Origin of the sequence: Lawsonibacter sp. JLR.KK007 (assembly GCF_036941135.1) — a bacterium.
Taxonomy (GTDB): domain Bacteria; phylum Bacillota; class Clostridia; order Oscillospirales; family Oscillospiraceae; genus Lawsonibacter.
Map to the genome: position 1 here is coordinate 59,874 of NZ_JAYWSY010000003.1, position 12,905 is coordinate 72,778.

The 12,905-nt window shown below is 62.9% G+C and carries 11 protein-coding genes; 4 read left to right on the plus strand and 7 right to left on the minus strand.

What is annotated here, in order from left to right; translation table 11 throughout:
• Positions 1 to 35 precede the first annotated feature (35 nt).
• A complete protein-coding gene (locus VV088_RS18420; RefSeq protein WP_334602131.1) occupies positions 36 to 476 on the plus strand; it encodes a MarR family transcriptional regulator in 441 nt (146 codons plus the stop codon).
• A gap of 52 nt (positions 477 to 528) precedes the next feature.
• On the opposite strand, the gene VV088_RS18425 is transcribed toward VV088_RS18420, so the two are convergent.
• Positions 529 to 1,341: a 4Fe-4S binding protein gene (locus tag VV088_RS18425; RefSeq protein WP_334602132.1), complete on the minus strand. Its 813-nt coding sequence runs from the start codon at positions 1,339 to 1,341 to the stop codon at positions 529 to 531.
• 374 nt (positions 1,342 to 1,715) lie between these two features.
• Here VV088_RS18425 and VV088_RS18430 point away from each other — a divergent pair, with 374 nt between their 5' ends.
• A complete protein-coding gene (locus VV088_RS18430; RefSeq protein ID WP_334602133.1) occupies positions 1,716 to 3,149 on the plus strand; it encodes an alanine/glycine:cation symporter family protein in 1,434 nt (477 codons plus the stop codon).
• Positions 3,150 to 3,203: 54 nt separating this feature from the next.
• On the opposite strand, the gene sdaAA is transcribed toward VV088_RS18430, so the two are convergent.
• From sdaAA to VV088_RS18455, 5 genes are all read right to left on the minus strand, one after another.
• On the minus strand, positions 3,204 to 4,088 hold the full coding sequence (gene sdaAA / locus VV088_RS18435) for an L-serine ammonia-lyase, iron-sulfur-dependent, subunit alpha (protein WP_334602134.1): 885 nt from the start codon (positions 4,086 to 4,088) through the stop codon (positions 3,204 to 3,206).
• An 11-nt stretch (positions 4,089 to 4,099) separates the two neighbouring features.
• On the minus strand, positions 4,100 to 4,759 hold the full coding sequence (gene sdaAB / locus VV088_RS18440) for an L-serine ammonia-lyase, iron-sulfur-dependent subunit beta (RefSeq protein ID WP_334602135.1): 660 nt from the start codon (positions 4,757 to 4,759) through the stop codon (positions 4,100 to 4,102).
• The gene (locus VV088_RS18445) at positions 4,756 to 6,033 is read right to left on the minus strand and encodes an aminotransferase class I/II-fold pyridoxal phosphate-dependent enzyme (protein WP_334602136.1); all 1,278 of its coding nucleotides are present in this window, start codon (positions 6,031 to 6,033) and stop codon (positions 4,756 to 4,758) included. The genes sdaAB and VV088_RS18445 overlap by 4 nt, the downstream gene beginning before the upstream one ends.
• 183 nt (positions 6,034 to 6,216) lie before the next feature.
• Positions 6,217 to 8,127, minus strand: a complete 1,911-nt coding sequence (locus VV088_RS18450; protein WP_334602137.1) for a PTS mannitol transporter subunit IICBA — start codon at positions 8,125 to 8,127, stop codon at positions 6,217 to 6,219.
• Between the two features lie 52 nt (positions 8,128 to 8,179).
• Positions 8,180 to 8,923, minus strand: coding sequence for a DeoR/GlpR family DNA-binding transcription regulator (locus tag VV088_RS18455; protein WP_334602138.1), 744 nt, complete (start codon positions 8,921 to 8,923; stop codon positions 8,180 to 8,182).
• Between the two features lie 400 nt (positions 8,924 to 9,323).
• Here VV088_RS18455 and VV088_RS18460 point away from each other — a divergent pair, with 400 nt between their 5' ends.
• Positions 9,324 to 10,484 (plus strand): mannitol-1-phosphate 5-dehydrogenase, encoded by a 1,161-nt coding sequence (locus VV088_RS18460; protein WP_334602139.1) that lies wholly within the window; start codon positions 9,324 to 9,326, stop codon positions 10,482 to 10,484.
• 71 nt (positions 10,485 to 10,555) lie between these two features.
• Here VV088_RS18460 and VV088_RS18465 read toward each other — a convergent pair whose 3' ends face one another.
• On the minus strand, positions 10,556 to 10,900 hold the full coding sequence (locus VV088_RS18465; protein ID WP_334602140.1) for a helix-turn-helix domain-containing protein: 345 nt from the start codon (positions 10,898 to 10,900) through the stop codon (positions 10,556 to 10,558).
• A 352-nt stretch (positions 10,901 to 11,252) separates the two neighbouring features.
• Here VV088_RS18465 and VV088_RS18470 point away from each other — a divergent pair, with 352 nt between their 5' ends.
• Positions 11,253 to 12,899: an efflux RND transporter periplasmic adaptor subunit gene (locus VV088_RS18470; protein ID WP_334602141.1), complete on the plus strand. Its 1,647-nt coding sequence runs from the start codon at positions 11,253 to 11,255 to the stop codon at positions 12,897 to 12,899.
• Positions 12,900 to 12,905 lie beyond the last annotated feature (6 nt).

A 12,905-nucleotide genomic window follows, 5' to 3' on the forward strand; every position in this document is an offset into this window, starting at 1 on the left:
GGTATACTATTGGGGAAATGAAGGGAGGGAATGCTGTGCTGGAGGAGAGCTTTGACCGGATCTATACCAAATTCAAGCTGCATTTTTACCAGGCCGTTTTCGCCCGGTTCCAGACCAAGCGGGCCAGCCTGACTGCGGTGGAGACCTTCTGCATGGAGATCATTCGGGCTTTGGATGAACCTACCATCAATGAGTTTGCCTCCTTTGCAAACATCTCCTCCCCCAACGCCGCTTACAAGGTGAACAGCCTGATCCGAAAGGGGTATCTGGAAAAGGTTCAGTCCCCCAGCGACCGGCGGGAGTATCATCTGCGGCCCACCCAGCAGTTTCACGACTATTACAACCTAAGCAGTGAGTATATCCAGCAGGTAATGGATCGTGTGCGGGAGCGGTTCACCCCGGAGGAGGTGGCCCAGATGGACCGTGTACTGAGCATCGTCGGCCAGGAGCTGATGCCGGAGGTCGAGCTGAAATGAAAAAACCGCCCAGACGGGCGGTTTTTTTGTTTGGTCCGGCGCTGCGGGAGGGTCAGAGCAGGATGACGTGCTCCGCCCGGCGGGTGAAGGTCTGCTCCAGCATGGCCACGTGGGAGAGGAAATCGGCGTCCTCGAAATACTTGGCCTGTACGGTGCAGCGGCGGACGCAGGCCTGGCACTTGATGCACAGGCCCACGGCCTCCATTGTGGCGGGATCGATGCTGCCCATGGGACAGGCCCGGGCGCAGGCTCCGCAGCGGGAGCACCGCTCCCAGCGGGTGAGGGGTTTGGCCTTCAGGAACTTGGCAGGGGAGCCGTCCTCCTTCCGGGGGACGTAGTAGGGACCGATCTCGCTGCGGTCCATCTCCAGGAGGGGGAGGGCGTCTCCAGCCAGCTTTTCCGCCGCATGGGCGGCAAAGGCGGCGATCTGGGCCAGGTCCTCCCCGTCGGGCCGTCCGCCGCCCACCCGGTCGGAGAAGGCATGCCGCCCGGCGAAGGCGGCTCCGGCGGCGATCTGGAAGCCGTTGTCCTCCAGCAGCAGGACCAGCTCCCGCAGGGCCTCGTCGGGGCTCCGGTTGCCGAAGACGCAGATGGGGATGGCGGGGGTGCGGCTGCCAAAGATCCGGGCCTTGTACTCGGGCATCAGCTTGTTGGGCAGGCGGCCGGCGTAGACGGGGGAGGCCATCACCAGCAGGTCGTCTGGGGCAAAGCGGTAATCGGCCTGCCGGGCCTCCGGCCGGGTGAAGTCAATGAACTCCGGCTCCAGGCCCAGCCGGCCGGCCAGCTCTCCGGCCGCAAAGCGGGCGATCCTCTCCGTGCCGCCGGTGGGGCTGAAATACAGAACACACAGTCGCTTCAAATTCATGGCAAACGCTCCTTACGATTCATGATCCCGGCCTGAGGGCCGGGGCGCGGTCTCTTGTTCAGCAGTATACTCTATTTTCCTCCGGGCCACAAGAGGGAGGACTGGTGTTTGGCGGGGAATGTTGAAAAAAGGGGAAGCTCCAGGCCCTGCTCGCCAGCGACGGCTGCGGCGAGGCGCTGCCCCGGCAGCTGGAGGAGCTGTTCAGCACCCAGAGCGACGGCGATTTGAGCCTTGCCATCGTGCGCTGGACAGAGGATTCTAACGGCGTTGTTGAAAAAACATAACAAAGGGGCTGTTCAAGCTGAAAAGATTGTGCTATAATACAAATGCCGCCAGGATTGGCGGCAATAGTAAAGAAGAGAGAGGGAACGATTATGTATGATGTGTTTGCCGGCCTGATCAGCGCCATTAGCGACTACATGTACAGCTGCATCCTAATCATCATGCTGCTGGGCGTCGGCCTGTACTTCACCTTCCGGGGAAAGCTGGTCCAGCTGCGGCTGCTGCCGGAATCCATCCGGGTGGTGGGCGAGAAGCCCAAGGGGGCGAATTCCGTGTCCGCCTTCCAGGCCCTGATGGTATCCACCGCCAGCCGTGTGGGCACCGGCAACATCGTGGGCGTGGCCAACGCCATTGCCATTGGCGGCTACGGCGCGGTGTTCTGGATGTGGATCATCGCCCTGGTGGGCGGCGCTTCCGCCTTTGTGGAGAGCACGCTGGCCCAGATTTACAAGAAGAAGGACCCCGAGGGCGGCAGCTACGGCGGCCCATCCTACTACATCGAGGCCGCCCTGCACAGCCGGACTCTGGGCGTGATTTTTGCAGGTGTTCTGATTGCCACCTACGCCGGCGGCTTCAATATGCTGGCCTCCTACAACCTGATCGACAGCCTGACCAGCTATAGCTTCTATGACGCTGCCGGGAAGATCGGCGACTTCAGCACTGTGGCCGTGGTGGGCGGCGCGATTCTGGCTGTCCTGGTGGGCATCTGTATCTTCGGCGGCGGCAAGCGCATCGTTAAGGTGACCGGTGTGATGGTTCCCGTCATGGGCATCATCTACATCATCATGGCGCTGGCCACCGTTGTGCTGAATATCGGTCAGGTCCCCGCCGTGCTGGGGCACATCTTTGTGGACGCCTTCAATTTCAAGGCGATTTTCGGCGGCTTTACCGGTTCCGCCCTGATGCAGGGCATCAAGCGCGGCCTGTACTCCAACGAGGCCGGCGTGGGTTCCGCCCCTAACGCAGCGGCGGCGGCGGATGTGTCCCACCCCGTGAAGCAGGGTCTGGTGCAGATGCTGTCCGTGTTTATTGACACCATCCTGATTTGTACCGCCACCGCTCTGATGGCGCTGTGCACCGGCATTACCCCCTCCAAGGATTTGACGGGCGCCCCCTTTGTGCAGGCGTCGCTGGCCAACACCTTTGGCGCGATTGGCCCATACTTTATCACCTTCGCCCTGCTGTTGTTCGCCTTTACCACTCTGCTGGGCAACCTGTTCTACTGCGACGGCTGCATGAACTACATCGCCGGCCATAAGGTGAGCAAGAGCGGCAAGACCATCTTCAACATCATCGCGATTGTGTTGATTTTTGTCGGCCCCTTGCTGAACTTCGACCTGGTTTGGGATCTGGCAGATGTGCTCATGGGCATTATGGCGATTATCAACCTGCCTGTTATCATCATCCTGGGCGGTACCGCCATGAGGGCGATGAAGGACTACACCGACCAGCGCGCCGCTGGCAAGGACCCTGCGTTCAAGGCGTCCTCCATCGGCCTGATGGAAAAGACCGACTTCTGGAACTGATTTGGAAGGCTTGAAAAAGGCCGCTGTTTCATTGGGAAACAGCGGCCTCTTTTTTTAAGAATCGGAGGGCCCGAAAATCTCCTGCTTCAGGCGTCTGCCGGTTGGGGTGGCGGCCAGGCCGCCCAGGGCGGTCTCCCGCAGGGAGGCGGGCATGGAACAGCCCACCTCATACATGGCGGAGACGCACTCGTCCGCCGGGATTTTGCTCTCCACTCCGGCCAAGGCCATTTCAGCGGCGGCGAGGGCGATCATCACCCCCGCCGCGTTCCGCTTGATGCAGGGGACCTCCACCAGCCCGGCCACCGGGTCGCACACCAGTCCCAGCTGGTTCTTCAGGGCGATGGCGCAGGCGTGGGCCGACTGGGCGGGGGAGCCGCCCCGCAGCTCCGCCAGGGCGGCGGCCGCCATGGCGGCCGCCGCGCCGCACTCCGCCTGACAGCCACCCTCCGCTCCAGCCAGGGTGGCCCGGTTGCTGATGACGGCGCCGATGCCTCCGGCGGTGAACAGGGCCATGACGGCCTGCTCCTCCGAGCACTGGCCCGCCTCCAGCACGGACAGAACGGCCCCCGGCAGGATGCCGCAGGACCCGGCGGTGGGGGCGGCTACGATTTTGCCCATGGCGGCGTTGCACTCCGAAGTGGCCACCGCCCGGGCAATGGCCTCGCTGACAAAGCTGCCGCAGATGCCGCCGGTCCGGGCGTAGGCCAGCAGCTTGGCGGCGTCTCCCCCGGACAGGCCGGAGGCGGAGCGCAGCGCCGGGTCCAGCCCGGTCTGGACCGACTCCTTCATCACCTGAAGGCGCTGGGCCATCCGGTCGTAGACCTCCCGCTCCTCCAGCCCCAGCTGCTGGGCCTGGCCGGCGAGGATGACCTGGGAAATGGTGGAGCCAGCCGCCTCTGCGGCCTGGCAAAGCTCTTGGATGGTCTGATAGGTCAGCATTTCGTCCCTCCTCACACGGCCCGGATGAGGACCACATGGATGATGTTGGGCAGGATAGACAGGGTCTCAATCAGCAGGTTGGAGATCTCGCCGTCCACCTCAATGGTCATGACGGCGGTGCCCCCCTTCTGGGGGCGGGCCAGCCGGAAGCTGCCGATATTCACCCCGGAGTAGGCCATAAAATTGGTCACCGCCGCGATGGCCCCCGGCTTGTCCTGGTGGAGGACCACCAGGGTGTTGTTCTGCCCGGTGACGTGGACCGCCATGCCGTTGAGCTCATCCACCAGGATGTTTCCGCCCCCTACCGACGCGCCCTGCACGGTGACCGTCTCCCTGTCCGCGCTGGTCAGGGTGATCCGGGCGGTGTTCGGGTGGGCGTTGGGGATGTTTTCACACACAAATTGGCAGTCCAGCCCCGCCTGGGCCGCGTGGTCAAAGGAGTCCCGGATGCGGACGTCGTCAGGCGGGAAGCCCAGGATGCCGGCGATCAGGGCCTTGTCCGTCCCGTGGCCCCGGTAGGTCTGGGCAAAGGAGCCGCTGAGCTGGATGACCGCCTTTACCGGCTCCTTTCCCAGGATGGTCCGGGCCACGTAGCCCAGCCGTGCCGCCCCGGCGGTGTGGGAGCTGGAGGGGCCGATCATTACCGGCCCGATGATGTCAAAAATGTTCACCCCAGCAGCTTCTCCACGGCGGCCAGCTTAGCGGCGGTGCAGAAGACCTCCATGGCCTGGGCCAGCTCGGCGGGGGAGGGGAAGGAGGGAGCCAGACGGATATAGCTGTCGTCGGGGTCCTTGTGGTAGGGGTGGGTGGCGCCCGCGTCGGTGAGGACCACCCCCGCCTCCCTGCACAGCTGGACGATCCGCTTGGCGCAGCCGGGCATGGCGATATAGGTGACAAAGTAGCCCCCCTTGGGCTTAACCCAGGTCCCGGCCCCGGTGCCGCCCAGCTGGGCCTCCAGAGTGGAGAGCACCGCGTCAAACTTGGGCCGCAGGATGGCGGCGTGTTTGTCCATCTGGGCCTGGATGCCCGCTTGGTCCTTGAAGAAGCGGACGTGCCGCAGCATGTTCATCTTGTCCCAGCTGATGGACTGGGCGTCCAGCTGCTTGGCGGTGAAATCCACGTTGGCCTTGGAGGCGGCGAAGAAGGCCACTCCTGCGCCGGGGAAGGTGATTTTAGAGGTGGAACCAAACATATATACCATGTCCGGGTTCCCGGCCTTCTTGCACTCCTCCAGGATGTTGAGGACGGGGGTGTCCTCATAGACATAGTGGGCGGCGTAGGCGTTGTCCCAGAAGATGCGGAAGTCCTTGGCGGCGGGCTTCAGACAGGCCAGACGGCGCACCGCCTCGTCGGAGTAGGAGCCGCCCAGGGGGTTGGTGTACTTGGGCACGCACCAGATGCCCTTGACGGTTTCGTCTTCAGCCGCCAGCTTCTCCACCAGATCCATATCCGGCCCCCACTCGGTGAGGGGGATGTTGATCATCTCGATGCCCAGGGTCTCGCAGATGGTAAAGTGCCGGTCGTAGCCGGGGACGGGGCAGAGGAACTTCACCTTGCTGTATTTGCACCAGGGCTTGCCGCCCCCCAGTACGCCCAGCAACATGGCGCGGGCCATACAGTCATACATAAAGGTGAGGGAGGCGGAGCCCACCACGATGGTCTCCTCGGGGGTGACGCCCATATAGTCCCCAAAGAGCTTCCGGGCGTCCGGGATGCCCAGCAGCTCGCCGTAGTTGCGGCAGTCCAGGCCACTGGCGTCGCGGCAGTCGCTCTGAGAGTTGAGCACATCCAGCAGAGGGAGGGACAGCTCCAGCTGATCGGCTCCCGGCTTGCCGCGGGCCATGTTCAGCTTCAGCCCCTTGGCCTGGAGCTGGGAGCAGCTCTGCTCCAGCTGCTCCCGCTGGGCCTGGAGCTCCTCACGGGTCATTTCCTGATACTGTTTCATGAATTTGTCTCCTTATCCTACAAAATTCGTCCTGTTTGCGCTGGAGTTCTGATAGGCTATTATACTGGACGGCGGCCAGGAAAGCAATAGATTTTACGAGAATTCGCGGATGAAATCCGCAAAAATGTCCCCGTCTCAAGGACATCCTTGGGGCGGGGACCGATTATCTTCCAGCGGAGGGGATCAGGACAGGCCGTTCAGCTTTTTGTACAGCTCTTCCACGGTGGCGTTGTCCACCAGAGCGTCGGTGTCCTCCTCGCTCTCGCAGACCTCCACAATGCGGTTGAGGATGTCCAGATGCTCCTCGCCCTTGGAGGCGATGCCGATGACCAGACGGACCAGCTCCTCGTCCTCCCCCCAGACGATACCCTTGGGGTAGGTCATGACCACCAGGCCGGTTTTCTGGATAAACTCCCGGGCCTCGTTGGTGCCGTGGGGGATGGCCACATGGCTGCCGATGGCCACGGGGAAGCCCTCGTTGCGCTCGATCATGCCCTGGACGTAGCCCTCGGTGCAGTAGCCGCTTTCCACCATCAGCCTGCCGCAGGCGCGGATGGCCTCCTCGGGGGTGACGGTTTCACAGTTGAGCACGATGTTCTTCCGGTCCAGCAGAATGGGTCCGGCGACGGCAGGGGCCTCAGCGGACTTGGGGGCGGCGGGGGCGGGAGCAGCCTTGCCGCTGCGGGCGGCCACCAGCTCGTCGACCAGCATGGCGTACTCGGGTGCGCCCATAAAGTTCTGGATGGGGATGACCCGGGCTCTTGGGTTGCTGGCCACCGCCCGGTGGGCCAGCTCGTGGTGGGTGACAACGATCTGGCAGTCGCCGGGGATTTCGGACACGGGATGGTGGATGACCTCAATGTCGGTGATACCGGCGTCCTTCAGCTTGTTGCGCAGCATGGTGGCCCCCATGGCGGAGGAGCCCATGCCCGCGTCGCAGGCGAAGACGATCTTCTTCACGGAGTGGATGTCCACCTGAGCGCCGGTAGGAGCGTCGGAGGGAGCGGCCTGCCCCTTGGAAGCGGCCTTGGAGGCGGCCACCTGGGCCTGGGCTTCAGCCAGGCTGGAATCCTTGCCGAAGAACTTCAGCAGGAAGACGGAGATGGCGAAGCTGACCGCACCGGCCACGGCGATGCCGGCGATGTTGGCGAAGTAGCAGCCCTTGGGGGTGAGCATCAGCTCGGCAATGACGCTGCCGGGGGAGGCGGGGCCGGACAGGCCGCCGCCCAGCAGATTCAGAGTGAAAATGCCGCAGACATTGCCGATCATGGGACCCAGGATGACGATGGGGTTCATCAGGACGTAGGGGAAGTAGATTTCGTGGATGCCGCCCACGAACTGGATGATGGCGGCGGCGCCGGCGGAGGAGCGGGTCTCGCCCTTGCCGGCCACGCAGTAGGCCAGCAGCAGGCCCAGGCCGGGGCCGGGGTTGGACTCGATCATATACAGGATGGACTTGCCGATCTCGCCGGCGGCCCGGAGGGCCTCCACCTGCTCGGTGCCGATGGGGGTGAAGACGCCGTGGTTGATGGCGTTGTTCAGGAAAAGCACCTTGGCGGGCTCCACCAGCACGGCAGTGAGGGGCAGCAGGCTGTGATCCACCAGCCAGCCCACGCCATTGCCCAGGATGTCGGTGAGGACCACGCAGGTGGGACCGATGGCAAAGATGGACAGGATGGCCAGCAGGCCGCCGATGATGCCCACGGAGAAGTTGTTGACCACCATTTCAAAACCAGCGGGGATGTGGCCCTCCATCTTCTCGTCAAACTTCTTAATGCACCAGCCGCCCAGCGGGCCGCAGATCATGGCTCCGATGAACATGGTGCTCTCGGTGGAGGCGATGGCGCCCAGGGCGGCCAGCGAGCCGGCTACCGCGCCCTTCTGTCCGCCCACCATCTTGCCGCCGGTGTAGGCGATGAGGATGGGGAGCAGATAGGAGAGCATGGGGCTGACCATCTGGGCGATGGTGGCGTTGGGGAACCAGCCGGCCTCAATGAACAGGGCGGCGATCAGGCCCCAGGCGATGAAGGCCCCGATGTTGGGCATGACCATTCCGCTGAGGAACCGGCCGAATTTTTGTACACGTTCTTTCAATGGTATCTTCCTTTCCTTCCTGAATGATGCGGGTGAGTTGGAGGCGCGGGGGTCAGACTGCGATGATGTCGGTGCTGTCCAGGTATTTGCGGTCGGGCAGCCGGTCGGTGATGATTTGGGCGGCGTCCAGGGGCAGGATGGTGGCGGCGGTAACCCGGCCGAACTTGCTGGAGTCGGCCAGCATGTAGACCGACTGGGCCCGGGAGGCGGCCAGAGCCTTCAGGGCGGCGGCCTCCGGATCGGGGGTGGTGAAGCCCTGGCTGACGCTGACCCCGCTGGTGCCCAAAAAGACCTTGGTGAAGTTGTACCGCCGCAGAGCGTCCAGGGCCTCGGCCCCCACGATGTCCACGGTGCCCAGCTTCAGCGCGCCGCCCAGCACGTAGACGTGAAGGCTGTGGGCGGTGAGCCGTCCGGCCAGATCAATGCTGCTGGTGACGAACAGGGCCTTGGAGCCCTTCAGGTGGTCGGCCAGGTGGAGCATGGTGGTGCCGGTGTCCAGAAAGACCACGTCGTCCTCCCCCACCAGGCCGGCGGCGTAGCGGGCGATGCGCTCCTTCTCCCGGGAGTACCGCTGCTTGGTGGCCAGATCGGGCTCCCGGGCCAGGAATTCCTCCTCCTCCAGGCTGGTGGCCCCTCCGTGGATCTTGACCAGCTTGCCTTGACGGGCCAGAGCGTTCAGGTCCCGGCGGATGGTGGCCTCGGAGGCTCCAGTGGCCTGACACAGCTCGGTCACGCTGACGGTCTGGTGCTGGGAAAGCTGCTGTAAAATGGCTCTTGCGCGCTGTTCAGCCAGCATGATAGTTCACTCCTTTCTGATTGAATTTGAATTTGTGATTGATTTTGACTAAAACTATCCTAGCACAGGAAAACGGGAAAGTCAACCAATTTGAAGCCATTTATCCCACAAAAAAGGGAGCGATAATTTGTGCATAGTGCAATAAAACACTTGGAATTTCTGAAAGCAGAGTGCGGAGAGCAAATGCGTCCAAGCAAGGAACGGGCCGAAGCGAGAGGGCCTGAGGTCCTCCGGAAGCAAAACAATCAAAAACGTGCAAAATCACTTTTTTGGGTCGAGGCAGGCGGGGATATTTCGGCGCTTTACCGCTTGTTATCCCCAGGGGGATGGGCTATACTCATAGGCAAGGAAGCACCGGAGCGCACCACATTTCAATACAATTACAAAAGGAAGGATTAACATGAAACAAGCGATCATGATCGGCGCGGGCAACATCGGACGGGGCTTTATCGGAGCTCTGCTGGAAAAAAGCGGCTACCACGTGACCTTTGCCGACGTGGCAGAAAACCTGATCACCGCCATCAACGAGCGGAAGAGCTACACCGTCCACATCCAGGACCGGGAGTGCGCGGAGTGGACCGTCACCAACATCAGCGGCATCTCCTCCGCCGGGCCGGAGCTGGCGGAGGCCATCGCCGGAGACTGCCAGCTGATCACCACTGCCGTGGGCCTGCGAATCCTGCCCATCGTGGCCAAGCCCATCGCCGCCGGCATCCAGGCCCGGAAGGCCGCCGGGAGCACCCAGATCCTCAACGTGGTGGCCTGCGAGAACGCAATCCGGGGCACCAGCCAGCTGCGGGACGCCGTCTACAGCAACCTGAGCGAGGAGGAACTCGCTTACGCCAAGGAGTATGTGGGCTTTGCCGACTGCGCCGTGGACCGCATCGTCCCCAAGGCCAGCTTTGAGAACCCCCTGGACGTAGCGGTAGAGCAGTATACCGAGTGGGACGTGGAGAAAGGCGGCTGGAAGGGCCAGCGGCCCGAGATCGAGGGCCTGGGCTGGGTGGACGACCTGGACGCCTATCTGGAGCGCAAGCTGTTCACCCTGAACAGCGGCCACGCCATCTGCGCCTATTTGGGCGCCCTCAGGGGGCATAAGACCATCGTGGAGAGCATCGCTGACCCCGCCATCGGCCCGCTGGTCCACCAGGCCATGTGGGAGAGCGGCGAGGGCCTCATCCAAAAGTTCGGCTTCGACCCCGAAGCCCACCACGCCTATATTGAGCGCATCTTTGCCCGGTTCCAGAACCCCTTCCTGGAGGACGAGACTGCCCGGGTGGCCCGGGAGCCCATCCGCAAGCTGGCCCCCACCGACCGGCTGATGAAGCCTCTCATGACCGCCTACGGCTACGGCCTGCCGGTGGACCATCTGATCTTTGGCGCGGCGGCCGCCCTCCACTTCAACTGCCCCGAGGACGAGCAGAGCGTGGAGCTGCAGAAGGCCATCCAGGACGGCGGCGTGGAGCGGGCTCTGGAGAAGTACACCGGCCTGAAGCCTGGAGACGCCCTGTTTACCCGCATCTTGGACGTGTACCGCGCCCTGAGTATCGCCAAGCAGTAAGCAAATCAAAAACACGCCGCGCCGGGGACCGGACAGGTCCTTGGCGCGGCGTTCGTGTTTTGTGGGGGCGGTCAGAGGCGCTCCTGCTTCTGTTTCGGCTGTGAGGCGCGGTGGGCGGACAGGGCGTCCAGCACCAGGAGCAGCTCCTGCTGCTGCTCCTTGGATAGGGCGCGGTAGAGGACGAGGAGATGCTCCTCATCCTCTGGGAGGGCGGGGGCGCTCAGACGCAGAAGCTGGTCCGCCGACACCCGGTACAGCCGCAGCAGTGTGGACAGCGTTTGCAGGTCGGGCTCCGCTACGCCGTTTTCGTAGCCGGACAGTGTTTTGTTGTTGATCCCGGTCAGCGCCATAACCTTGGTCTGGCTCAGCTCCCGGCGCTCCCGCGCCATCCGCAGAGCCTGCCCCAATTCCGTCATACGACACGCCCCTCTCGTTTTCTCATATTTTAAGACACAGACAGGAGGTTCTTACATTTTTCTTAAATTTAATGATTTGCTCCTTGATTTCTTTAAAAATAAGACTTATAATGGCGAAGTACCCTTGACCTTCCAGCGGCGGGAGGGTATATAGTGGTGGCTCAGGGGGAGAAAATCTTTCCCAAATCTTTACCTTTTTCTTTACCGCTGGCTTTCCGATTGGCGGCTAGGATAGGGGCTGAAAAAATTTAATGAAAATTTTAACTGTTCTTTGGAAAAATGTAAGGAACGCCCAGTACAATATCCCATGTGAAACTCACCGCTCAAGCGGTGCAAATAGAGGAGGTCCGTTATGGAAACAACAACTGTCGTGACGCCGGAAGCGCCCCAGGCGCCAGAGAAAAAACGGAAGCTGCCCGTTCCCCGTCTGCCCAAAAGCAAGAAGGGGAGGAAGTGGCTGAGACGGGGCTTAATCGCCGCTGCAGTGCTGCTGGCGGTATACTGGTTCTTTCTGAGGTCCTCCGGGGGCGGAGGAGCCGGACTGACCGGGCAGTATATGCCGGACACGGTCCAGCGGAGGGACCTGACCGCCTCGGTCTCCGGCACGGGGACTGTCACCCCCATCGAGTCCTATTACCTGAAGACCCTGGTCACCGGCGAGGTGCTGGAGGCCCCCTTTGAGGTGGGCGACCGGGTGGAGAAGGGCCAGCTGCTCTACCGTCTGGACGCCAAGGATGCTGAGATGAGCATCGCCCAGGCGGAGCTGGCCCTCCGTCAGGCCCAGAAGAGCTACGACGACCTGGCCGCCAACCTGACCGTCCGGGCGGGCGGAGCCGGGGTGGTGCAGGAGGTGCTGGTCCAGCGGGGTGACCTGGTGGGGCCGGGCACGCCCATTGCGGAGGTGGCGGATACCTCCACCCTGCATGTGACTCTGCCCTTCCACTCCGCCGACGCCCAGCAGATCTACGCTGGCCAGAGCGCCCAGGTGACCATTGCCGGCACCATGGAGACCCTGTCCGGCACGGTGGAATCCGTTTCCTCCGCCGAGCTGGTGGGGGCGGGAGGCGCGCTGGTACGCCAGGTGAAGATCCGGGTGAGCAACCCGGGGGCGCTGACCGCCGCCAATTCCGCCACCGCCCAGGTGGGGGACGTCGCCTGCGCCGGGAGCGCCAGCTTTGAGGAGAACCTGCGTCAGACCGTGACGGCCCAGGCCAGCGGCGAGGTCACCGAGGCGTTCGTCACCGCCGGGAGCCGGGTGTCCGCCGGGTCCGCTCTGGTGAGCCTGGGCGGGACCACCGCCCAGAGCTCGCTGGAGGACTTGTCCATCGCAGTGGAGAACGCCCGGCTCGCCCTCCAGCGGGCCCAGGATATGCTGGAAAACTACACCATCACCGCCCCCATCTCGGGTACCGTCATTGAGAAGAACGTGAAGGCCGGGGACAACGTGAACAACATCGAGGCCGGTTCTCTGGCTGTCATCTATGACCTGAGCTACTTAAAGCTGGAGATGAACATCAGCGAGCTGGACCTGAGCATCCTCCAGAAGGGGCAGACGGTGGAGATCACCGCCGACGCCATTCCCGGCGAGGTATTTCAGGGGGTGGTAGACCGGGTGAGCATCAACGGCACCACCACCAACGGCTTTACCACCTACCCGGCTACTATCCTTCTGGAGGACTACGGCGGACTGAATCCAGGCATGAATGTCTCCGCCGACATCATTGTGGAGGAAATCTCCAATGCCCTGTCCATTCCGGCGGAGGCGGTTCAGCGGGGAGACACCGTGCTGGTGCCCCTGGAGGGATGCCTGTCTCCCGACGGGGCCGCAGTGCTGGACCCCACCAAGACGGAGGAACGCACCGTCGTCCTGGGCGGCGGCGACGGAGATTATGTGGAGATCACCTCCGGCCTGAACGAGGGGGACACCGTTCTGGTGCCCCTCCAGGTCCAGGGCGGCATGGGCGGCGGAGTCATGGCCGCTGTGCCTGCGGGAGGTTGATGAACG